A 23933-nucleotide genomic window follows, 5' to 3' on the forward strand; every position below is an offset into this window, starting at 1 on the left:
CGGAAATAAAAGGAACCGTCAGGGAAACTCTTCCTGGCGGTTCCTTTTATTTGATTCATGCATTCTTTTAAAGCGATTTATTCGTTATTTTCCATCCATTGGAAGTGAAAGCTTCCTTTTTTATCTACACGCTCAAACGTATGCGCTCCAAAATAATCCCGTTGAGCTTGCAGCAAGTTAGCTGGCAATCTCTCTGTGCGATAGCTATCATAGTAGGCTAACGCAGAAGCAAATGCAGGAACCGGAATCCCTCTTGTAACGGCCACGGAAACGACTTTTCTCCAAGCATCCTGATAATTATCAACGATTTTGCCGAAGTATTCATCGAGGAACAAGTTTTTCAACGCGGGGTCACGGTCATAAGCATCTTTGATATTTTGTAAAAATCTTGCACGGATAATACATCCGCCGCGGAAGATCATTGCGATGTTTCCATAGTTTAAATCCCAACCATTTGCATCAGACGCAGCTCTCATTTGAGCAAACCCTTGCGCATACGAAGCGATTTTGCTTGTATATAACGCTTTGCGGACAGCCTCGATGAATGCTTTAGGATCGCCTTCATAGCTTGACGCCGCGGGACCATTCAGACGCTTGCTTGCAGCCACGCGCTCTTCTTTCATGGCAGAGATGAACCGTGCAAATACGGATTCAGTAATAATGGACAATGGCACTCCCAAATCCAAAGAGCTTTGGCTTGTCCATTTTCCGGTTCCTTTTTGCCCAGCCGAATCAAGGATCACATCCACCATTGGTTTACCTGTTTCCGGGTCTGATTTTGCGAAAATATCGGCTGTGATTTCGATCAGATAGCTATCCAGCTCACCGTTGTTCCATTCCGTGAAAATGTCATGCAATTCATTTGTATTTAAGTTCAATACATCCTTTAACAAGTGATAGGCTTCGCCGATAAGCTGCATGTCGCCATATTCAATGCCGTTGTGGACCATTTTAACATAATGTCCAGCGCCGTCTTGTCCAATATAAGTAGAGCATGGATCGCCGTTCACTTTGGCCGAAATTGCCGTCAAAATTGGCTCTACCAGTTCATACGCGTCTCTTTGGCCGCCTGGCATAATCGCTGGTCCATTAAGCGCCCCTTCTTCGCCACCGGAAACACCCGCGCCGATAAAGCGGAAGCCTTTGGCTTGAAGCTCTTTATTTCTACGCTGCGTATCAGGGAAATAAGCGTTACCGCCGTCGATTAGGATATCCCCTGGACTTAAGTAAGGGATCAGCGAATTAATCGTATCATCGGTAGGTTGACCTGCTTTTACCATGATTAAGATTTTACGCGGCGACTCTAGGGATTGTACGAATTCTTCGGCGCTATAAGTGCCAACAAAGTTCTTTCCTGGCGCTTCCGCCAACAGTTCATTCGTTTTCTCTGGTGAACGGTTATATAAAGCAACTGAGAAACCTTTGCTTTCGATATTGAGTGCCAAGTTTTTACCCATAACGGCCAAGCCAACCACACCAATTTGCTGTTTACTCATGATAATTGCCTCCTCTTATTTCTGCTCTGTTGCAGCTATACGTTTTTGAAGTTCGGCTTTTTGCGCTTCAAAACCAGGTTTGCCCAGCAGCGCAAACATATTTATTTTGTATGCCTCCACGCCAGGCTGATCAAATGGGTTCACCCCAAGCAGCAAGCCGCTGATGCCGCATGCTTTCTCAAAAAAGTACACCATTTCTCCATACGTATATTCATTCAGAGCATCCAGTTCAACAATCAGATTAGGCACGCCTCCGTCAACATGCGCAAGCCGTGTGCCTTCCGCGGCTTTCTTGTTCACTTCGTCCATCGTCATGCCCGCAATAAAATTCAAACCATCCAAATTAGCCGAGTCCTTTTCAATCGTCAACTCTACTCTCGGCTTCTTCACAGATAGCACCGTTTCAATAAGATCGCGACGGCCTTCTTGGACATATTGTCCCATCGAGTGCAAATCTGTTGTGAAATCGACAGATGCGGGATATAGCCCTTTCTGGTCTTTGCCCTCGCTCTCGCCAAACAACTGCTTCCACCATTCAGAAACATAATGCAAGGACGGTTCAAAGTTCGCCAGCAGCTCAATGCTCTTCCCTTTACGGTAAAGGGAATTACGAACGGCCGCATATTGATAGCTTTCATTCGTAGAAAGGTCGGCATTATTGTATTTCTGCGCAGCAGCCGCGGCACCCGCCATCATCTGGTCAATGTCAAGTCCGGCAGCAGCAATCGGCAGAAGTCCTACAGCAGTAAGTACGGAATAGCGGCCGCCTACATCGTCAGGAATGACAAAGGTTTCATATCCTTCTTCATCGGCAAGCTTTTTCAATGCACCTTTCGATGAGTCGGTAGTAGCATAGATTCGTTTTTTCGCTTCTTCTTTTCCATACTTTTTCTCCATATAATCTCGTAAGATGCGGAAGGCGATGGCTGGTTCCGTCGTCGTTCCCGACTTGGAAATGACATTCAGGGAGATATCCTTACCTTTCAGAAGTTCTAACAAATGCGTGATGTACGTAGAACTGATATTTTGACCGGCAAAATATACTTGTGTTTTCCCATCCATCTGATTATGGAATGTGTGAGACAAGGCTTCGATCGCGGATCTAGCTCCCAAATAGGAGCCGCCAATTCCAATGACGATTAAGGCATCGGAATTGGAACGAATGCGCTGTGCAGCTTCTTTAATTCTTGCAAACTCTTCTTTATCATATTGAAGCGGCAGATTCACCCAGCCCAAGTAATCGGAACCAGGTCCTTTCTTCTCATGAAGCATGTCATGGGCCACTTTGACAAACTCACTAAAATAATCGACTTCATGCTGCTGGATAAATGGTAATGCACTGGAATAATTAAATGAAATAGCCATCTGGAACCTCTCCTTTTAGACCTGCATGTAGTAAATGAATCGTAAATCAGCTTCTATGATGGGCATATTGTTTTTCTTCGTTTGTTTCACTTTCATGATCGGTATTGGAATCAAACCACCAATGATGGCCATTCTCCGCCAATAAGGCATCAGATTCAGCGGGGCCATTCGTGCCCGCGGCATACAGATGAAGAGGAATTAGATTCTCTTGGAAAGCATCTAAGATTGGTTGAACCCAAGCCCAAGCCAATTCGACTTCGTCCCAATGCGCAAAAAACGTCGGGTTTCCTTGCATAGCATCGTTGATCAAATTCTCATAAGCTTCGGGTACATCTTCCTGATTTTCGTGAAAGTCTATTTGAATTGGCTTGAATTTACCGTTATGCTGAGGATCCTTCGAATTTAATTGCAGCGTAATGCTCTCATTTGGACTAATTTCAAATACCAGAAGATTAGGCATTTGACTATCATCATGATGTGGTTGAGTAAGATTCGTAAACGGTTCTTTGAATTCAATTACGATCCGTGTTGATTTCTCTTTCATTCGTTTACCTGTCCGGATATAAATCGGAACTCCCCGCCAAAAGAAGTCGTCGATCTGCAATTTGGCGGCAATAAACGTATCGTTCATGGATGTACTTGCAATCCCTGGTTCAGAAGTATAGCCAACGACTTGCTTTCCTCCAATGGTTCCTTCTTTGTATTGACCGCGGATAACGTTGGCGCCAACATTCTGTTTAAGCAGCGGTTCGAGGTTTTCCATCACTTTCTTCTTCTTAAACCTCACCAACTCGGAGCTGTTCATATTAGGCAGGTGCATCGTCAACATCATGAGCAATTGCAGCATATGGTTTTGGAACATGTCTCTTACCGCGCCTACATGATCGTAATAGCCTGCTCTTTCTTCAACACCGACCGTTTCGTTTGCCGTAATCTGAACGTTGGCAATGTAATTATTAGTCCATATCGCATGAAGGATTGGATTGGATTGCTCTATAACCTCAAGTTTTTGCACCATCGGTTTGCCTAAGTAATGATCGATTCGATAAATTTCATCTTCTGCAAAAGATTTGCTTAGCTGCTGATTTAAGTCACGAGCGGATTGCAAATCATGGCCAAATGGTTTCTCGATCACAAGACGCTTCCAGCCATTCGCGGAACCAAGTCCACTTTCCTGGATATTCGCCGCGATCGTTTCAAAAAATTCAGGTCCCACCGATAAATAAAACATGCGATTCGGTACAATACGGAGTTCTTCTTCCCGTTGTTCGATAAGCTGCAGCAGCTTCTGATAATCTTCTTTACGGTCTATATCTAGCACACTATAGCGGAATGCACGCAAGAAGTTTTTCAATGATTCAGGATTTTTTACTTTACGCCTGGAGAAAGTATGGATAGAATGCTCGACATTCGCCTGGAAGGCTTCATCCGACAGCTCTCTTCTTCCCAGTCCAATCAAAGAGAATGATTCCGGCAATTTTTGATCGACAAACAAATTATACAGTGCAGGGTATATTTTTCTTTTGGCTAAGTCCCCTGTCGCTCCAAATAAGACAAATGTAGTAGGTTCCATTATTCTCTTCTCCTTCCAACAGAGCTCCTTTGATCATTCAGTAGGCTCTGGTTTCTTTTTCGTAACTCCACTATAATATAATTACCATCTATAAAAGAAATCATTATATTTCAGAGGAGATATAGACCTCATCTATGATAAATAACTACGAATTATATAAAGTGTTTTATTGGGCAGCGAAAACTGGTAGTTTGACTCAAGCTGCCAAAGCCTTGTACATCACCCAGCCAAGCGTCAGTCACGCCATTAAACAGCTGGAAGACAGCTTTGGTATCGCGTTGTTTTATAGGAATTCCAAAGGTGTTGCTTTAACGCAAGAGGGTGCCATCCTTTATTCCTACATAGAGCAGTCACAGAACTTCATATCGAGAGCCGAGGAAAAAATGGCTGCGCTGAAAAATCTAGACAGCGGCGAGCTTCGAATCGGCGGAAGCGATTCTCTCTTCAAGCATTATTTGTTACCGTACTTGGAGGAATTTCATCAGAACCATCCTGGTATCAAGCTTCACTTGAATCACGGTACTACACCAGAAATTATATCTTTTCTAAAAGAAGGTAGAATTGATCTGGGCGTTGTTCGAATGCCAATTGTTGATTCTCAGCTTGAAGTGAGAGAGAGTATTCAGCTTAAGGATTGCTTTGTAGCGGGGCCGCGTTATTATCAACTTAAAGGTGAGACTTTATCCTTGGAAATGCTGCTCGAATATCCCGTCATTCTTTTCTCGCGCAATAGCCGGGCACGCATGGCCATAACGGAATTATTCCAAAGCTACGGTTATAAACTCAAGCCTGAAATCGAGGTCGGTAGCGTGGAGCTTCTTATCGAGTTTGCACGGAAAGGACTAGGAATCTCTTACGTAACCAAAGAATTTATTTCGAAAGAGCTCGAAGAAGGTTCGCTATTCGAGATACAATTAGACGTGAAATTGCCCCCTACTCATGTAGGCATTATGACTATGCGTAATATGCCTTTATCCATTCCTGCAAAAAGGTTCATAGAGTTGGTTCAATAGAGTTACAACGGAAACAGCCGATCCCTTAAGAGGACCGGCTGTTTTTGCTTGTTTTTTAATTAGATGGAATGATGCGAAAGCTCTTATCCAAATTAACAAGCATCATGAAATTACGATTGAAAGTAAAGATACGTTTGACCTGATAATAGGACATGGTCACCGCAGTCAATGCTTCACTCAGCGAGAAACGCAGCTCTGGCCTGTCCAGTAGTAATCTACGCGATTCCCCTTCGAACTCAGGACTGCTGGAGATGACAGTTAACTTGCCTTTACTCACTGCTTTATCGATTGCACTCAGGAAATATTCTGCCTTTTGATAGCTGTATGCATTGCGCAGCCATTCGTGAAGATCAAAAATAATAGAGTTGGTTGTCACGTAATTACGCTCTAGATCATGCAAATCCAGAAACAAAGTACGGGCTTTCGCATAACTGGAATCTTCCGGGTTCATTAACGCGGCTAAAGCTGTTCCATCCAGGAAAATAGCATCCTGTATGTTCATTTGATTATCCATATAACGTCATCACTCCTTAATCCTCTAATCTGCATATCCCATCCAAATACAGCAATGGGTTATCTTCCTTTTGATCAACCGAGATATGGGTTACTTCGTATGGTGCACTTTCCAGGTATTGCGCAATGATTCCATTGACAATTTCCTGAACGGTCGTATGCTGCATATCGGCGATTGCTCTCAGCTCATTATAGGTGTCAGGACTCAGTTCTAACGTGTCTTCTTCTTGCTCTTCACTTCTTGAAGTAATGAATTCGGAAGCGGTAGATTTCGCTTTTTCGAGTTGATTTTGAATGAAGCGTTTGTAAGTATTCGTCGCCATCTTGATTCACTCCTTAATTATGCATAGCTTTTAAACGATTCGTCGTATTTTGTCGATTTCAGGGGGTCGTGTCGAAGGGAAAGAGAAATTTTGCCATAACCGAGTGTAAAATCGGACAAAGCGTGCATAATAACAAAAAGACATGCAGGGAGATTTACTATGACACCAGAGCAACAGCATGTATACGAGGAATTATTAAATAGGGAGAAGTCGCTATCTAACTCCTGGATCGATTATTGGGTACAATATTCTAGCGCCCAGACATGGCAATTCTGGGTCAATCTTGCTATTTTCGTAATACCCTTACTCATTCTTTGGTTTGTTCTCGACCGCAAGAAGGCGTTGCAACTCGGATTTTATGGGTTCAGCATACATGTCATGGCTACCTATATTCATCTATATGGTGAAAGAAATCATATTTGGGGATTTCCGTATAAAATCGTGCCCTATTTGCCAACAAGCATTACCATGGATGCCTCCTTTAATCCAGTTTTGCTTATGCTGCTATATCAATGGACCTTACATCATAAAAAGAATTACTATTTATTCGGTGCGCTTATGTGCGCTATCTTCGCTTTCGTCATTAAACCATTTTTATCAACCCTCGATTTATTTCATTTGTACGGCAGAATGAATTATTTTTATTTATTTCTGCTATACTTCCTGGTTACCATACTTGCCAAGTTAATAACTGATTTGTTTCTTTATTTTCAAAGAGAATCTAAGAATGCCTAGTGTTATAAATAAACAAAAGACTCTACTCCCTTAATAATCAGGGCTTAGAGTCTTTTTCCAATACACGATTAGCTTCCAGATGAATAAATCTAAGCAAGGCTACTAGATCAGTCAAACGTTCCTTTTGTGATTGATAAAAACGATTGGGCTGCAGTTGCTTTATCGCTATTGCCTCCTCAATAAGTCCGTGCCACTTGCCCGGCGCAAGGCTAATGCCATAGAATCCAGCACGAACTTTGCTCGTTATATCATGCTCTTTCAACGTGTATAGCTGGCGAAACATTCCGAGCGTACACCACTCAACTGCTTGATCAAGTTGTTGAACATTGATTTCTTGTTCCTGCCGAAGGACAAGTTGCAATTTATCCTCTAGTCTAGTTATCCAGCCAGCCCAGTAGCTATTTAAGTTATGAATGACATATTTGAGCAGAGCATCAACATCCAGATCGTAACTAAACGTTATTTCGGAGCCAAAAACCCGGATGCCCTGTTTCTTTAGGATCCACCAAGTAATCGGATTGATATCTGCTCCCCGGCCATTTGTATGGATTTGCTTATCAAAGTAGGTCAATTGTGGGCTAATTTCATTATGTTTATTAGTAAAATCATCGAGAAGAATGTAAGTCCCCATGATATCCGCATTTGGAATCGCAGCCTCAACTTCTTTATGCGCATCAGTGATTGCTTGGATATACAACTGAGTAAGAGGTTCCTGTACGACAGCAATAAAGTCGATATCACTTGAACCTTCTATATAATCATTTAACGCAACTGAACCATACAGATAAATAGATACAATGTTCGACGTTCGAGCGTTTAAAGAACTGACCAACTCACTCATTGTTTTTTCAACTACTGCAGGTAACATCGTAACTTCCTCCGTTCCTAATCTCTCTTTCTTATCCCTACATAATAAATGTTGAAAACTTTTGAATAAAGTGAAAAATAAAATCACCCTTTTTCCAGTTTTAACAGATAGAAAGGATGACAATTTCTCAAAATCGGAGTAATGTTCAAGTGAGGAGCTGACCACGGAAAAAGGAGTGTACACGATGGGTTTTATGAAGATTTATGTCAGTAAGCACTGGAAGCTATTTCTGGTTGCTGTCTTTTTCGTTACGTTGGAAGCGCTCGCGGATTTGCTGCAGCCGACGATTATGTCGCACATATTGGACGTAGGCGTTGCTGAGAAACGGCTTGACTATGTGCTCCGTATGGGCGGTTTGATGTTGGTCATCACCGCGTTCGGGGCTGTCGCAGCCTCGATGCGCAATATTGTGGCAAGCCATGTTTCGCAGAAATTCGGCACGGAGCTTAGAAGGGATTTATTTGAAAAAATCCAAGCGCTCTCGTTCGCGAATATCGAACAATTCGAGCGTGCTTCATTAATTACACGATTAACGAATGATGTGACGCAGGTGCAGAATTTTGTAAATGGACTTATGCGCATTTTTGTTAAAGCCCCCCTCCTATGTATCGGGAGTCTAATCATGGCCGTGCGACTCAATCCAAATTTATCCGTCGTACTGCTCATTGTTGTTCCAGTTGTCAGCGTGCTCGTTGCGTTGAATTTGAAAGTCGGATTTGCCCGTTTTGTAGGCGTACAAAAGGCGCTGGACGGCGTCAATCGGGTCATGCGCGAATATCTGTCTGGTGTTCGTGTCGTCAAAGCTTTCAATCGATTTGACCACGAGACAGGCAAGTTCCAACAAGCCAATATCGATTATCAGAACAAATCCATTAAGGTGACGAGGCTGCTCGCCATTTTTAATCCCTCTATTCTGCTCAGCGTCAATTTCGGGATCGCAGCCGTGCTATGGCTAGGAGCCTCACGGGTAAATCACAATCAAATGCAAGTCGGACATATCGTCGCATTCGTCAATTACATGACACAAATCTTGTTTGCGCTAATGACCATTTCCATGGTTTTCAACTTGTTCGTACGGGCTAAGGCATCCGCCAATCGTATCGGTGAAGTTTTCAATCAGGTAAATACAATGTCTTGGGACACCGCTTCTGCACTTCCAGCCGGCCGTCAAGGATGTCAGATTGACTTTGAAAACGTTTCGTTTGCCTATGATGGCGCTTCTGGAGAACCTGTGTTGAAAAACATCAACTTAACGTGCCTGCCCGGAGAAACGATTGGCATAATCGGGTCAACGGGATCCGGCAAAAGCAGTCTCGTGAGTCTCATCCCCCGTTTCTACGATACGAGCTCTGGCACGATCCGCGTAGATGGCGTGGACATCGGGAAGCTTGATCCGGCTAAACTTCGTGATCGCATTGCCATCGTTCCACAGAAATCAATTCTGTTCAGCGGCACGATTGAAGAGAACTTACATTGGGGAAATGAACATGCCACGCGCGAGGAAATTATGCAAGCTGCGAAAATGGCAGAAGCGCATAGCTTTATTGCTGCGTTCCCCGAGGGCTATGAAACCATGCTTGGTCAACGCGGCGTGAACTTGTCAGGCGGTCAGAAACAGCGGTTGTCGATTGCACGCGCACTCGTTCGGAAGCCGGATGTATTGATTCTTGATGATTGTACAAGCGCTCTGGATACGACAACGGAGACAAATATCAAAGAATCTCTCAAATCATTCGCATCAGGTGTCACCTGTCTACTCATTGCGCAGCGGATTACCTCTGTGATGGACGCAGACAAAATCGTTGTCATGGACAATGGTGAAATTGTTGGCATCGGCACCCACGACACATTGATGAAGAGCTGCCGCGTCTACATAGAAATTTTCCAATCTCAATTCGGAAAGGAGCTGCCACATCATGTCAAAGCCGAATGAAGGATCGCGTCAACCGGCCCCTGACGTCCCGATGATCGCGGGACCGCTGGGTCGGGGAGGTCGCACTCCTGCCGTGAAGCCCAAAAATTTCAAAGGCACTCTACGCCGTCTATGGTCCTACTTAGGCACAGAACGAAACTGGCTGACGATTGTCTTTCTATTCATTCTAGCTGACTCCGCTTTGACACTAGCTGGCCCTTATCTCATTGGCGTAGCCGTCGACGCGATGGCGGGGGGCCAGGTTGATTATAGCGTTCTTGATGTGACGCTGATCGTTCTCATCTCTACGTACATCGCAGATGGCGGACTTACCTTCCTGCAGAGCTGGGTCATGGCAGGTCTTGCACAGCGCGTAGTGAAAAGGCTGCGGCAGACGATGTTTGCGAAGCTGCAAAAGCTGCCACTTGCTTTTTTCGACGGACGCTCTCATGGGGATATCATGAGCCGATTATCGAATGATATTGACAACGTGAGCAACTCCATCTCGCAATCAACCACGCAGTTGATGTCAGGCTCAATTGCCATCGTTGGCTCCTTAGTGATGATGTTGATACTTAGCCCTACCTTGACACTGGCGAGCCTCATTACCGTTCCGCTCGTGTTCTTGCTAGCCAGAACCATTACCAAGCGAACCAGTGTGTTATTCAAAGATCAGCAGTCACAGCTAGGCAAGTTGAATGGTCATATTGAGGAAACCATATCCGGACTTCTCGTTGTCAAAGCCTTTAATCGTGAGAAGAAAGCTATCGATGAATTCAATAACGTGAACGGAAAGCTTTATGAGGTTGGGTTAAAAGCACAGATCTGGTCCGGCTTTTTGATGCCTCTTCTTAGCGTCATCAATAACATCGGCTTCTCCGCTGTTGCGATTGTTGGCGGCATTCTAGCCGTCAAAGGTCACATCACGGTCGGTGTTATTGCCAGCTTCCTGAGCTATTCGCGTCAATTTGTGCGGCCGCTTAACGAGATCGCGAACACATATAACGTGCTGCAGTCTGGTGTTGCTGGAGCTGAACGTGCTTTTGAAGTGTTGGACGAAGCCGAGGAAGTCGAAGATGAGCCAGGGGCAATCGAGTTGGTAAAACCCATCGGACACGTTACCTTCCAGGATGTAACCTTCGGATATCGGCCCGATATGCCGATTATCAATCAAGTCAGCTTTGATGCGCCGGCTGGCAGCAGCCTCGCACTCGTCGGACCCACTGGCGCAGGCAAGACGACGATCGTCAATTTGGTGACGCGGTTCTATGACGCGACGAGCGGTACGATCTTGATAGATGGACGCGATATCAAATCCTATACGCGAGACAGTCTACGCCGCAGTTTCGGCATCGTGCTGCAGGATACGTATCTGTTCTCCGGTACAATCAAGGAGAACATCAAATACAGCAAACCGGATGCGTCAGATGCGGAAGTGGTTGCCGCTGCTAAGCTTGCGAATGCAGATGCCTTCATTAGCCGGCTGCCCAAGCGTTACGACACCCCGCTCTCGGAGAATGGCGGGAATTTAAGTCAAGGGCAGCGCCAATTGCTTGCGATTGCGCGAGTTATCCTGGCGGATCCATCTATTCTCATCCTGGATGAGGCGACGAGCAGCATTGATACGCGGACGGAATTGCATATTCAGGAAGCCCTTCTCTCCATCATGAAAGGGCGCACGAGCTTCATTATCGCGCATCGGCTGAATACGATTCGGGATGCGGATACGATTATGGTTATTGACCGTGGCGAGATCGCCGAGCAAGGCAGTCACAACTCCTTGATGAGCCAAGACGGTACGTATTCCCGGATGTTTTCCAATCAATTTAAAAATCTTGAAAGTACAGTGGAATAAACACACTAAAGCCCTAGGATGCATAGCATTCCTAGGGCTTTTCAGCCGTAGTTCGCGCCTGCGCGTGACAGGCAGAAATCGCAGCTTGGAATGCGTACGGACCAAACGGCTACCCAAGCTATATGCATCTTTCTAGTGCCGTCAAACTTCGCCGAATCAGCAGGTGATCCCAACGAGCTCGATTTTGATCCATGAGAAGCATGGTTCTTCCTTGGTGTTAATTCGCGCTTTAAACCGTGAAGATTGAATCTCCATCAAGGCGACAAGTCCATGAACTTCGGGTTCCTGAGTTGCAATCTCAGCTAATACACGCCCGAGCCTCAGTGCTTCCTGACATAACAAGGGACGAATCCAATGTTGCCCCGAAGTTGCCGAGTATCCTTCATTGAACATGAGATAAATCACTTCAAGTACGGCAGACAGACGACCTTTTAGTTCCTCAGTTGGCAATTCAAAAGGTACCTTCTCCGTACTCAAGGTTTTCTTGGCACGCACAATTCGCTGGGCAATCGTTGACTCAGCGACGAGGAAAGATCGTGCAATCTCTTCTGTCGTAACCATCTCCGATCTCCTCATCCAACCTATCGTTTTGTTCATTTTCGTTATTAAGATCCATTTGGTGTGCGATCTCCATGTACTTTTGATCACGTAGTTTGTTCCTACGCATAAGATCAAGCGCTCGTCGTTTGGCTGTCGTCATCAGCCAGGCGCCTGGATTCTCTGGCACGTTGTGATCTGACCATCGATCAAGGGCAATGACAAGAGCATCCTGGGCAAGATCCTCCGCGAGTCCCACGTCCCGTACCATTCGCGTTAATCCCGCGATAATTTTTGGCGACTCGATTCGCCATATTGTTTCAATGGTTCGTTGTGTAGGGGACAAATTCACGCTTTATGCTGCTCCCTTACGAGTTTGCGGATTGTTCTATCTTTCGCAAGTGTTTCGCGATTATCCACTAATTCCTCCCTCTCGAACACCTGTCTGAGTTCTATTTCCCCTTGACCGAATCCATGAGGATCCGGCATGCGCAGCGCCCACTCGATGGCTTCTTCCCTGGACTTCACTTCAATCAATGTATATCCAGCTATCATCTCTTTAGCTTCCGTGATCGGACCATCAACAACTTTCGGTTTGGTCTCAGGCTCAGGATAGGAAATCCGTATGCCGCTTGAGCTAGGCTGCAGACCATCGGCAGCAAGCAAAACACCTGCTCGCACTAATTCCTCGTTATACTTTTGCATAGCCTCAATGGACGACGAATAAATAACGGAAGAATCGACACGATACAAAAAAATTTTCACTTATTTATTTTAATAATGGACTCGCCATGATCTATAGCTGTTATTACACGAAGTTTGATTCTGTACAACTGGCCTCCCCATACCTCTCTCATGACTTCGTCATCAAGGATGATGGTATCTGTTGAAGCCGTAAGCATCTCTCCGTCGTATCGAATGATTAACTTCTTATGGTTCACATCTTGCAATACAACGATCCCTTTCCCCTCGATTTGCGGAGCGTGTGGGGTCATTAGAATTAGTGTAATATCGTCCGTCATACGCGCAAGTTGAAAATTATCCTTAATCTCAATACAAGGATTTGAATCACGAATGAGACTTATGGAGCGCTTCCAACTTTTGATGTCAGCAGAATCAGGGTAGGCTTTCGCAATGTTCATCGTGATCGAAGCCAATTTATCTTCTTGGTGATAATTGACTTCATCAGCTTTATACTGTCTACCAGCCAGTTGCTGTGTCCCATTTACGAGAGGTAGATTGTGATAAGCGGACTGATTCGTCCATATCGTATAGCGCTCTGAGAAGAAAGATTTTGATGTATAAGTGCCTACGCCGGGATCAATAATCATGGGAGAACCATCGCAATAGACGATGAATTGACCGATGTCATTGTGATTATGGCTTTCATCGTTGTGTCCACCCTTAGCCGCGAGGTATAGTCCCTTGGAGGAGCCTTCCTGCTCCCGTGCAACCATCACTTGAATCCCGCTAAGCCAAGCATCCCTGAGATAAGGAGATTCTCCCTTATAGTTCTTCATTTCTGTGTAATGAAAGAGAGCTGACAATAGGCGATACATAGCTGAAAACTCTACATCCGTTGCTTCCTCAAGCTTTTTCTTCATCTCCATGACTCCAAGACTAGATAGCCTGGCATCTTTAATTCGGCGTCCATATCGATAGGCAAGTGCAGCTGGAACGTGCACTTTAGGCGAACTATCAGCAAAGTTGGCATAAAAGTAATCATTAATATATGCCTTGTACATGTAACGACCCACGTTTTGAATAAGGGGCTCTTGAAAGATATTCATCTTTCCATTGGTGGCACCATAAAGCAGTTCCAGGCAATCGAATAGCATGCCTCCAGCGAAAATCCAATACTTCGGCCCTTCCTCGCAACCGCCATCAGAATCGAGTCGCTCCATATACTTATCCAAACTGCACATCGTTTTTACAACCGCTGCTTCACGGAGCTGCTGCTCATCTTCCAGGAGCAAAAAGGCCATTAGGCAATTTGAGTTACACCATGGATTCCAATTATTTAGCATCTTCTCTTGATTGAATCCCATCCACCAGAAATCAGTACGATCTAAATAGGGGTCAAGGATCCGCCTTTTAACTTCATGATATATACGCTCACATACCATCATACTAATGGCATCCAGTTTATTTTTCAGCAGATAATACGTCCATGCCAGCAGTGCCGCAGTTTCAGCAGCGAACAATTCAATGATTTGATCCTTCACATCTGGAAGGGGGTCCAGTCTCTTCATCATATAACCATGGCCAGGAATTCCCCAGAAGGTTTCTTCACAAATACACCAGATCCCATTGACGATATCATCCATGAAGCGCCCTTCGTTCTCCATACATTCAGCGATGACCAAAGCAGCTAGATCCTGTCTTCGTTCTACTAAAAGAGAGTCATATCTAACTCGGTTCCCGGTTCTACTAAAGTCCAAATATTGCGTGGCTGTGATGGTTGGCCATGAATAATGGAGCTTGCTTTCCCCTTTTTCAATCCAATAACGCTTCAGATTATGTGGAAGTTCAAGCCATTCCGATCGATCTTCACTAGTAGGAAATGGCTTGTAATTCTCCTTAGAAAGCAAAAACTCTTTCACAATTTCAGCATGATAACGATCTGCTAACATCGACCTCATCCTCTACGTTAGATGTAAAGAACCATCAAATCCTCATCATAATACTGCCCGTTATACTTCAAAGCTTTATGTTCCACGCCATAAGTTTCGAAACCTAAGGACATGTACAGTTTTTTGGCGATGATATTCTCAGATATAACGGTTAAGTTGATTTGCTCCAACCCCTCATAACGACTTGCTCTTCTAACCAATTCCAACATTAGTTTCTTTCCTAATCCTTGCCCGCTCGCTTCAGGTGCTACATACATCCCATAAACATTTCCTTTATGACTGCTTTTCAGACCGCTCTCTCGAACAAAGTTTACAATGCCAACCAGCAAACCGCTATCATCGAAAGCCCCAAGTGCAAACTTCCCATTCGTGGGTTTGATTCTTTCAGCGTAGGTTTCTAAGGAAAACTGCACTTCTCTTTCATAGGTCGAGCCAAAGGCTTCAGGGCTAAGCTGCAAGGCTCTTAATCGGATTTCTTGATATAGATTAGCATCGGGCTCATCCAAAACTCTTATATTCATGTTCGTTTCCTCCTGTCAGCTACTTCTTGTAATTACTATTCTTCATCTTGCAATTAAAACCTTGTTGCTTTCATCCGTGACAGTTGGAAAATGGTTAAAGAATCCTACAACGAGAAAAAAACCTCTGAACACGGCTCAACGGCCATTTCCAGAGGTTTTTTTCATGTTATTGTTCGCGTCTAGGAGCCAATTCAATCGCTTGCTTAAGAGCTTCTTTCAGACTTTGCTCATCAGCAATTCCTTTGCCGGCAATATCGAACGCGGTTCCATGATCTACGCTAGTTCTGATAATCGGAAGACCTACCGTGATATTGACACCGGCTTCCAGTCCTAAAACTTTAATCGGACCATGTCCTTGATCATGGTACATGGCAACAACGATATCGAAGTCTCCCCGCGTTGCTCGGAAGAATAGTGTGTCTGCGGGCAGCGGTCCTACGACTTGAATGCCTTCTTCTTGTGCCTTTTTGACCGCAGGAACGACTTTCTCATCCTCTTCCCCGTAGCCAAAAAGTCCGTTCTCTCCCGCATGCGGGTTGATCCCGCAAACAGCAATTTTAGGCGACACATAACCAGCCTTTTGCAATGTTTCGTGGGCCATTCGGATCACTTTATAGACACGATCTGGATTGATCATACGCACAGCATCCAGAATACCAACGTGTGTCGTGACATGGATAACTTTCAATTTTGGCGCAGAAAGCATCATAGAAAAGTCTTCTGTGCCCGTCAAATCTGCTAAAATTTCGGTATGCCCTGGGTAGATATGCCCACCTTTATGAAGCGCTTCTTTGTTTAAGGGCGCTGTACAAATGGCATCAATAGCTCCTGCGTTAGCCAGTTCAATCGCCTGTTTCAAATACATGAATGCCGCATGTCCGGCTTCTTTGGATACTTGACCGATTGGAAGATCGGCTGGTAATAAGTTGAGGTCAAAACAGTCCACAGTTCCGTGCTCAAACTTCGCTTCTGCAACAGAAGCAATTCTGCGGACACGTAGTCCCGTATGAACGAACTGATTCGCTCTCTCTAATAATTTAGCGTCTCCAATGACAAAAGGACGGCATGTCTCATACATTTGGTCATCCTTCAGTGATTTCATGATGATTTCTGGACCAACACCTGCTCCATCACCCATCGTTATGCCTATTATTGGTCTATTCATTGAATAAAATCCCCCTTTAAGGCTTTTTTAGCCTTGGATAAGCTATGTTCATTTCCGAAAGCTCCGGCTTTTGTCACGGCCCAAACAGGTTTTTCACGAACAAGAAGTCCCAAAGGGATGCCTGGTTCTATTTCTTTTATCAGTTGTATCGAGGATACGCCTAGATGTTTACATACGCCCTTAGCGGTATCTCCTCCTGTTAAAATAACCCCTTGAAGTTCGATGCTCAGCATAATCTCAGAGGCAATGGCGCCTAGAATTTGCGAAATCTGGTTAGATACTTCCGTCGAGTCTAAACCATTTTGTGAGCCTGCTGCTTTCGTCAATTGCACTTGTTCAGGAGATGAGCTTGCGCACAGAGAAACATCGAAACCGTTCTTTAGCGCAGCTTGAAGCTCTCTTCCACAACGTTCAATCTCTGCCTTTAAACCTTCTTCGGAAGCGATAGCTTGTACCGTATTTAATTCTACAGCGATAACTTGCGGCTCCCTGTTATACGCGGCTACTTGCCCACGTGTCACCTGTGAAATGCTTCCTGCGACTAACATCACAGGCTTCGTCCCGCCTAAATGTTGCGGGGCGGAATCGCTTGTATGAACAGGAAGCGCTAAAGCGTTTGGCAGGAAATCAGCCAGTCCTGCTGAACCTGCCCAGAGCGTTTTGTAGCTGGTTTGAGCAACCCATTCAGCGATATGCCGGACATCTTCTTCGGTTGAAGCATCAAAAACGATAAGTTCAGTTTTAGCTTCAAGGAGCGATTGTATGTTCATGTGTACTTGATCTTTACCAGCACGTAGTATTTCTAAAGGAATAAGGCCCACTTTGCGCTTGGATTGCGAAGAAAACAATTTCACTAAATCGGATTCTTTGACTGGACATTTCGGGTCGTTGGCTATTTCTGTTTCACTGACCGGAACACCGTTCAGGTAATGTAAGCCTTGTGTTGTGGTGCGGCCAATCTTAGGAAAAGCCGGGGCTACGACCGCGAAATCAAAGGGAATAACATCCATCACTGCGTCGATTTCAACACCCAGATTACCGCGAAGTGTAGAATCCATCTTCTTATAAATATGCGGGAAAGCTGCTTGATGAATTTGAAGTGCTGCTTCCTTCACTCTGGCATATGCGATCTCTTGTGCAACGGAACGGCTGTCGGTATCGATGACGATAGCCTCCATCGTCTGTTGCTGTTTAGTAACTTGTTCGATATCAAAAAAGACTTGCGTTTGCAGCCCTTTTCTTGCAAATTGAGCACCTGAATCGGAAGCTCCGGTCAAGTCATCTGCAATGATGGCAATTTGTTTCATGGTGCTGTTCCTCCCGTGCATATCTCTAACGATTTAGTTGATTTGACTCTTAGCTCCAATTTTTTTGGCATACCAAGCTGTTACGATCGGAACAAGGATGGCTGTTACGATTACGCAAGAGGCTACCAAGGCTGTAGCAGATGGTACGAGCGGAGCATAAGCGGCATTCGCCGCGGCTACAGCTGCCGGCACACCCGCTGCGTTTCCTGCTGTGGAAGCTGCTGATATACCTGCAATGCCGTTTCCGCCAATCAAGCGGTCTGTAAGCGTCAAAGTAAGACCCGTAACAGCGACGACGCCAATGCCCAGCAATACGCCAAGGAAACCAGCTTTCCAAACCGTCTGAAGATTCAAACCTGCTCCCAAAGCAAAAGCAAAGAACGGAACTAAGACGGGGACAGCCTTGGATAAAAACTCACGCATTTCTTTATCTAAATTCCCTAAAATCATACCTACGATTAATGGCAAAATCGCACCAACGAATGTCTGCCATGGGAACGCGGCTAGGCCTGCAACGCCTAATGAAATCATGGTAAAGAATGGCCCGGATTCCAAGCTCATAACGGAGTATGCGCCAACATCTTCTTTCTTGCCGAATTGCCCCATCAAAGCCATGTACAATCCGCCATTTGTATCGTTCATTGCCGCTACGATGGCCAAAACCGAAATACCGGCAAAGAAGCCCTCGCTAATCATGCCATTGCCTAGAAACTTAGCGGCTATAAAGCCTACGACGATCGCGGTTAAAATTTTAGTACCTAACAGCGTTCCACCCTTCTTCAAAATGTAAGGCGTTGCTTTAAAATTGATCGTTGAACCCATACAGACATAGAACACAGCTAAAATTGGCAAAGATCCTGTCATTAAAGCGCCTGTGAAAGAGCCAAATGTTTTACCCATTGTAGGGAATAAGGTTGTAATGATAGCCCCCAAGATTAGCGGAACAATCATCATACCACCGGGAATCCGATCAATGGTTGCCTTAATTCTCATGATGTGCTTCCTCCTAAGAAGTTTTGTTGAGCACGTAGTTGCATTATGCAACACTTGTTTCGATATCGCCCATGTGATGATTATATGACAGGAGCTCGGCTATAACAACGGGGTTAATCGTTTAAATTTGCAACACATCCTTCAACTTTCTCCAAAGGGTGGATCGATTAATTCCTAGTCGCTTCGCGGCTTTCGATTGATTCATACCTTCTTTTTCTAATATTTCCAGAAGAATTCGCTGTTCAATTTCATCCCATGTCCCTGATAAATTGATCGTAGCTAGCTGGCTGGATGCTTCATTTTGCAACGATTCCTTTACCTTTTGCCAACCTTCTTTGGCTTCATTCGTGCCGATATAATGACCGTTTGTACAAGCAAGCATGCTCTCAATAACGATCCTTAATTGGTGAATGTTTCCTGGCCATAGCTTGTGCATCAGATCATCTTCTAAAACCTCTTGCCTGATCCCCACGATTTGTTTACCATGCCGAGAGTTATAATTTGCAATTAGAACGCGGGCGATCTCATCAATATCTTCCAATCTTTCGCGGAGTGGCGGCAGGTTCATGTACATATCCATGAAGGCGAGAACAAAAGTCGGGTCCATTTCTTCTTTTTTTAACATCAGCTTGATTGGGTGAGAAGTAGTAACTATGAGACGGGCATGCGTACCCGTAGTCATTGCTGAAAGCAGCTTGCGCTGCAGCTCAGGACTAACATGCTGGATGTTATCTAAACAAATCGTTCCGACCGATTCTTTGAACAGAAGTCCCGGATAATCGTCCGTTCCGAGTAAAACTGCTTCCTGTTCCTCTTCCGATAATTGCTCACAAGGAATGATATACAGCGCGTCCCCGGCGCTTTGACTTGCGGAATGAATCGCTTGACAGAATAACTGCTTTCCGCTGCCCTCTTCTCCTGTTATCCAAATCGGATTACGCGTCTGCGCCATCGCTTTGGCCCGTTTGATAGTTTGCATAATGACACTGCTGGAGCCCATAACCTGTGCAAACGTAGCAATCCGGTCGGTTATTTGGAAATTGTAAGTAGCCGATCGGTTCGTATTATTTTCTGAAGGATATAAGTAAACGAAGTAACTGTAGTTTGGACGGTTTTGCTTGGAAGGCACAATAATTTCTATGCTTACCTGCCTTTTTTGAAACCATTTCGTTTGTTTATTTATGCCGCTGTTTGAATGCTTTCCAGCTTCCTCCAAATAACGGCTCCATATCGGATCAATGCCTGCTAGATTCATCCCTCGAATGACGGAGCTGTTATAACCTAATAAAGACGCAGCCGCTTCATTCGCATAAATGATTTCACTGCTTTCGTTGATAGCCATCACGCCTGTTCGATGATGCTCCAGGATATGCTCAAATAAGTGTTCGCTTTCTTGGGCCCTCCAGACGAAATCATAGATCCTCTTCACCTCTTCAAACGCTTCGAGCACAGACTCCCGTCCGCTCGTAATCAGAATACCGTTGTAGCCCATTTGTTCGGCTGTATTCACAGTGACTGCATCTCCAAGAACGATTTGAGCATCATGTTCAAAAGCTTTTTGCAGTGCTTGAGGAACATCAGCTGCCCGATCTACCGAATAGATAGGAATCTCATAGTCAAGCAGGCTGGAAACCTCCACGACACCGCGGCAAATATTAGGAAAACCAATGATGGCTACCTTACTATTTGAATTTTTCACCAATGTGAGCACTCTCAAAATGTCGTAACCGGAAACAGGAATATCGACCACAGGAGTTGTAAAATGATTTTGTATTAATGTCGATGTTCCCCCACGGCTTAAAATGACATCATATTTTCCATTAGCAGCTTGAACAATAGGAAGAGCATTATGAAGATCTGCAACTTCAATGTCGATTTTTAATCGAGCATCCTCTTTTGCGATATCCTCGATTAACCCCTTTAACCCGGGGTATGGGGCGATTGCCAGTACTTTTATTTGCATATGAGATGAGACCCCTTTGCTAAAAATCTATTTATTGAGTGTTGCACATTACAACAGATATCTCTCATTATAAGCTTATTCCGTTTAATATATCCAACACAGGAGATGAATACTTTAAAATGCAACATTATAATGAAAAAGCTAGCTGCACAAGATCATTGATCTGTGCAACTAGCTTTTTGTTTACATAACGTTTGTCCTAATCTAGAAAGAAACAATTGGAGGTGTCGGGTTAATAATGTCATAAGTAGGGAATGGACCATGGGGAGATCCAGCCCATTTTACCGCGTTCGCAATAACCTTGAGAATATTCTTGTTATGGTAGGTAGGATAATCTTCATCTCCGGGCTGAAAGTAGAAGATTTTCCCCAATCCGCGAGTAAATGTACATCCAGACCTGAAAACTTCTCCGCCCTGGAACCATCCGATAAATATGACATGATCCGGATCCGGTATATCGAAAAATTCACCGTACATCTCTTCTTTTTCCAGCACGAAATGCTCACCAATACCTTCTGTTATTGGATGAGACGGTGCGGACACCCAGTGAATCACTTTTTCCGCGTCATCCCTCCATTTCACCTCGCATGTCGTTCCCATCAGTTTTCTAAAAATTTTGGATCGATGGGATGAATGAAGCACGATTAAACCCATCCCACTAAGCACACGTTCATGCATGTACTCCACCAATGCATCATCAACTTCCTCATGCACCAAGTGACCCCACCAAATTAAAACATCCGTCTCATTCAACATTTTTTTGGTCAAATGGTTTCCTGGCGGACGAAGCGTAGCCGTTTGAATTTGGAATCCGAAAGGTGCAATTCCATTGGCAATAGCCATATGCATGCCTTTGGGGTAATGCGCTATGACTTCTGGCCTCGTCGTTTCGTGTATATTTTCATTCCAAATGGTAACCCGGATAGGTCTCGTTTCAATCCAAGTCCGATTCCCGATCATAGCTTTCATCGTTCACTTCCCCTTAGTCTTGTTTTAATAAAGTTATATGCATGTAAATATCAAACATGATTCTCTATTTGAGCGAGGTGATTTAAATACCTACATTTTGGAAAAGACACATTTCAGTAATCTGCCCCACATATACTTTTGTAAGAAGTTCGAGCCGATAGGAGCTATCATATGGATATCTACATTGGACGAGAAAGTGAGACTCTTAGAGTTCTTGCAGTCAATAACCACCTTGAATTGAATGCTCTGCACGCTGCTAACCCCCACATCCTTCATGCGGATCAGCGAATTGAAGGTATTCCTGTGAGAATACCATCTCCTATCTCCCTCCAATTTATAGAGAAACCCTGTCCACCATCATCGATATACCCTGCCATGAAAAATTGGATTCCGTTAACAGCGATTGAACAAATGGCCTCAACGGAATACGATGTTCTTATTGTTGGAACTGGCGCTGGCGGCGGTGCACTCCTATGGCGATTATGCGAACATTGGAGAAGGAAAGGTAAACGAATCGGAGTAATTGAGAGAGGAGGATTACTGCTTCCTACGCACACAAAAAACATTGCGACAATAGAAAATACTATTTTCGAGGGGTATTACAGCGCTAACTCTTATCACATTGGAAAAACACTTCCGGAATATTCCGGTGCTAGATTGGCTTTCTCACTTGGAGGAAGAACGCTGTACTGGGGTACGGTCAGCCCACGTGTCTTTCCTGCTGAATTTGCTGAACATTGGCCAATCAGTGCCGATGAAATTAATCCCTACTACAATCTTGCTGAGAAAGTTATGAATGTCAACACCCATTTCACTGCTAACTCAACTTTCACCCAAGTTGTTCTAGAGAAGCTTCACGCGGGTGGTTTTTTGGACGCTCAGCCGTTACCAGTTGCCCTAGATTTAACATCTTCCAGATACGGAGAAATTCGATCCAATGTCTTTTTTAGTTCCATCGTTTTTATGGCAAAAGCACTGAGCAAGCGGCCATTCGATTTAGCGGTGAACACACAGGCTGTCGAAGTTCTGGTGAACGGTGGAAAAACAGCCGGTGTTCGCGTGATGACCCCAGAATTGAAGGCGTATGATCTAAAAGCGAAGAACGTTGTACTTGCTGCCAGTACGTTTGAGACGCCACGTCTTCTCTTGCATTCAGGTGTACCAGGTAAAGCAATTGGACATTACTTATGCGGCCACTCCTTCATAAATGCCAATGTGACGGCAAATACAAGCGGATTTCCCGAGGTACTCGGTCAGATTGGTATTCTTATCCCGCAATCCAATGATCGGGCATTTCAAATACAAGTCGAAGGACCGCAAAATTATTTCTGGTATCAATACAGTGAGAAACCAAGAATTAATGAGTGGAATATGCGGATATTTAGCGGTTTCGGCAAGGTGCAGCCGCGATATGACAATTATGTTTATCTGGATCCGAATAGACGTGACGCCTATAATGTACCTGAAATCCAAGCAAGTTTCCGCTACAGTGTTAAGGATCATGCCGTCATAAAGCAAATGGATACCGTCCTAAGGCAAGCAGTCTCCGCTTCGGGCTTGCAGTTTCAATCAACGGGCAACAGTCCAGAGGTGTGTCTCTACGCTCCAGGCACCGATAATCATGACCATGGAACCGTTCGGATGGGTAATGACCCGGAGACGTCAGCTGCTAACCGCTATGCACAAATTCATGGTGTTAATGGCCTCTATATCGCGGACAACAGCGTACTGCCTTCCGTCGGAGGAGCGAATCCTACACTTACGACTGTAGCGGTTGCTCTACGAACAGCTGACTGTATCGCGACACTTAACTCATGATGGCGAGGGCACCCCTTCCCTCTGCACAGCCAGGCTCCTCCTCAGATTGAAAAAAAGTAATGAGTTCCAATTATATTTTTATCCTAGTAAGGATAAAAGCATAAGTAGTCAATGTGGTTTCATTGACTACCTATGCTTTCTGCAGGCATGGAATGATCTTTTCACCGTAACGCCAATTACTCCTGCTATTTTCCGTAATTGATCCTCTGCTGGGTAATAAACTCGCATTTCTACCGCTAATTTCGCCAAATCTAGAAGATTTCGGACGGTGTAAAATTGTTTGTGTACCAAGATTTGGAGCCTAGCCAGGCAGCAAAAAAGTAGGGTATTCTCGGGATTGCGACACCACCAAGAAAGGAACCCTACTCATGCCT

19 protein-coding genes and 1 pseudogene are annotated in these 23933 nt (G+C 44.6%); 5 read left to right on the plus strand and 15 right to left on the minus strand.

Translation table 11 applies throughout. The features are described 5' to 3' along the window. Positions 1-77: 77 nt before the first annotated feature. From gnd to zwf, 3 genes are read right to left on the minus strand one after another with little or no spacing between them, the layout of a single operon-like run. Positions 78-1496 (minus strand): NADP-dependent phosphogluconate dehydrogenase, encoded by a 1419-nt coding sequence (gnd, locus tag AC58UW_RS30025; RefSeq protein WP_497424237.1) that lies wholly within the window; start codon positions 1494-1496, stop codon positions 78-80. A 15-nt stretch (positions 1497-1511) separates the two neighbouring features. Then, a complete protein-coding gene (locus tag AC58UW_RS30030; protein ID WP_497424238.1) occupies positions 1512-2861 on the minus strand; it encodes a glucose-6-phosphate isomerase in 1350 nt (449 codons plus the stop codon). A gap of 46 nt (positions 2862-2907) precedes the next feature. Beyond that, the gene (gene zwf / locus AC58UW_RS30035) at positions 2908-4434 is read right to left on the minus strand and encodes a glucose-6-phosphate dehydrogenase (protein WP_497424239.1); all 1527 of its coding nucleotides are present in this window, start codon (positions 4432-4434) and stop codon (positions 2908-2910) included. Between the two features lie 134 nt (positions 4435-4568). Here zwf and AC58UW_RS30040 point away from each other — a divergent pair, with 134 nt between their 5' ends. Continuing rightward, complete coding sequence (locus tag AC58UW_RS30040) at positions 4569-5447, plus strand: LysR family transcriptional regulator (protein ID WP_497424240.1); 879 nt, start codon at positions 4569-4571, stop codon at positions 5445-5447. A gap of 55 nt (positions 5448-5502) precedes the next feature. Here AC58UW_RS30040 and AC58UW_RS30045 read toward each other — a convergent pair whose 3' ends face one another. Both AC58UW_RS30045 and AC58UW_RS30050 read right to left on the minus strand, forming a co-directional pair. Further along, the gene (locus tag AC58UW_RS30045) at positions 5503-5961 is read right to left on the minus strand and encodes a type II toxin-antitoxin system VapC family toxin (RefSeq protein ID WP_497424241.1); all 459 of its coding nucleotides are present in this window, start codon (positions 5959-5961) and stop codon (positions 5503-5505) included. A 16-nt stretch (positions 5962-5977) separates the two neighbouring features. Next, the gene (locus AC58UW_RS30050; RefSeq protein ID WP_497370778.1) at positions 5978-6283 is read right to left on the minus strand and encodes a hypothetical protein; all 306 of its coding nucleotides are present in this window, start codon (positions 6281-6283) and stop codon (positions 5978-5980) included. Positions 6284-6442: 159 nt separating this feature from the next. Here AC58UW_RS30050 and AC58UW_RS30055 point away from each other — a divergent pair, with 159 nt between their 5' ends. After that, positions 6443-7018 carry a CBO0543 family protein gene (locus AC58UW_RS30055; protein ID WP_497424242.1) on the plus strand — a complete coding sequence of 192 codons (576 nt, stop codon included), beginning with the start codon at positions 6443-6445 and terminating at the stop codon, positions 7016-7018. Positions 7019-7055: 37 nt separating this feature from the next. Here the strand turns inward: AC58UW_RS30055 and AC58UW_RS30060 are convergent, their stop codons facing one another. Continuing rightward, complete coding sequence (locus tag AC58UW_RS30060; RefSeq protein WP_497424243.1) at positions 7056-7886, minus strand: nucleotidyltransferase domain-containing protein; 831 nt, start codon at positions 7884-7886, stop codon at positions 7056-7058. 184 nt (positions 7887-8070) lie between these two features. On the opposite strand from AC58UW_RS30060, the gene AC58UW_RS30065 reads away from it, so the two are divergent. Beyond that, positions 8071-9819 (plus strand): ABC transporter ATP-binding protein, encoded by a 1749-nt coding sequence (locus AC58UW_RS30065; RefSeq protein WP_497424244.1) that lies wholly within the window; start codon positions 8071-8073, stop codon positions 9817-9819. Positions 9820-9850: 31 nt separating this feature from the next. Continuing rightward, on the plus strand, positions 9851-11653 hold the full coding sequence (locus AC58UW_RS30070; RefSeq protein ID WP_497424254.1) for an ABC transporter ATP-binding protein: 1803 nt from the start codon (positions 9851-9853) through the stop codon (positions 11651-11653). Between the two features lie 40 nt (positions 11654-11693). On the opposite strand, the pseudogene AC58UW_RS30075 reads toward AC58UW_RS30070, so the two are convergent. The 9 genes and pseudogenes from AC58UW_RS30075 to AC58UW_RS30115 all read right to left on the minus strand — a co-directional run. After that, positions 11694-12542 (minus strand): annotated as a pseudogene (locus tag AC58UW_RS30075) (RNA polymerase sigma factor); the annotation flags it as partial. Then, positions 12539-12895 carry a YciI family protein gene (locus AC58UW_RS30080; RefSeq protein ID WP_497424255.1) on the minus strand — a complete coding sequence of 119 codons (357 nt, stop codon included), beginning with the start codon at positions 12893-12895 and terminating at the stop codon, positions 12539-12541. The gene AC58UW_RS30080 and the pseudogene AC58UW_RS30075, both read right to left, overlap by 4 nt. Positions 12896-12951: 56 nt before the next feature. Further along, positions 12952-14823 carry a heparinase II/III domain-containing protein gene (locus tag AC58UW_RS30085; protein WP_497424245.1) on the minus strand — a complete coding sequence of 624 codons (1872 nt, stop codon included), beginning with the start codon at positions 14821-14823 and terminating at the stop codon, positions 12952-12954. Between the two features lie 17 nt (positions 14824-14840). Continuing rightward, positions 14841-15344 carry a GNAT family N-acetyltransferase gene (locus tag AC58UW_RS30090; RefSeq protein WP_497424246.1) on the minus strand — a complete coding sequence of 168 codons (504 nt, stop codon included), beginning with the start codon at positions 15342-15344 and terminating at the stop codon, positions 14841-14843. A gap of 166 nt (positions 15345-15510) precedes the next feature. After that, entirely contained in the window at positions 15511-16509 is a 999-nt protein-coding gene (gene pdxA / locus AC58UW_RS30095; RefSeq protein WP_497424247.1) for a 4-hydroxythreonine-4-phosphate dehydrogenase PdxA, read from the minus strand. After that, on the minus strand, positions 16506-17816 hold the full coding sequence (locus AC58UW_RS30100) for a four-carbon acid sugar kinase family protein (protein WP_497424248.1): 1311 nt from the start codon (positions 17814-17816) through the stop codon (positions 16506-16508). Before AC58UW_RS30100 ends, pdxA begins: the two co-directional genes overlap by 4 nt. A gap of 33 nt (positions 17817-17849) precedes the next feature. Continuing rightward, a complete protein-coding gene (locus AC58UW_RS30105; protein ID WP_497424249.1) occupies positions 17850-18809 on the minus strand; it encodes a 2-keto-3-deoxygluconate permease in 960 nt (319 codons plus the stop codon). A gap of 121 nt (positions 18810-18930) precedes the next feature. Further along, the gene (locus tag AC58UW_RS30110) at positions 18931-20772 is read right to left on the minus strand and encodes a sigma-54-dependent Fis family transcriptional regulator (protein ID WP_497424250.1); all 1842 of its coding nucleotides are present in this window, start codon (positions 20770-20772) and stop codon (positions 18931-18933) included. A 204-nt stretch (positions 20773-20976) separates the two neighbouring features. Beyond that, positions 20977-21741 carry a ThuA domain-containing protein gene (locus tag AC58UW_RS30115; RefSeq protein WP_497424251.1) on the minus strand — a complete coding sequence of 255 codons (765 nt, stop codon included), beginning with the start codon at positions 21739-21741 and terminating at the stop codon, positions 20977-20979. A 375-nt stretch (positions 21742-22116) separates the two neighbouring features. Here AC58UW_RS30115 and AC58UW_RS30120 point away from each other — a divergent pair, with 375 nt between their 5' ends. Further along, on the plus strand, positions 22117-23559 hold the full coding sequence (locus AC58UW_RS30120) for a GMC oxidoreductase (protein WP_497424252.1): 1443 nt from the start codon (positions 22117-22119) through the stop codon (positions 23557-23559). Positions 23560-23933: the final 374 nt, after the last annotated feature.

Source organism: Paenibacillus sp. J22R160, from assembly GCF_059692135.1.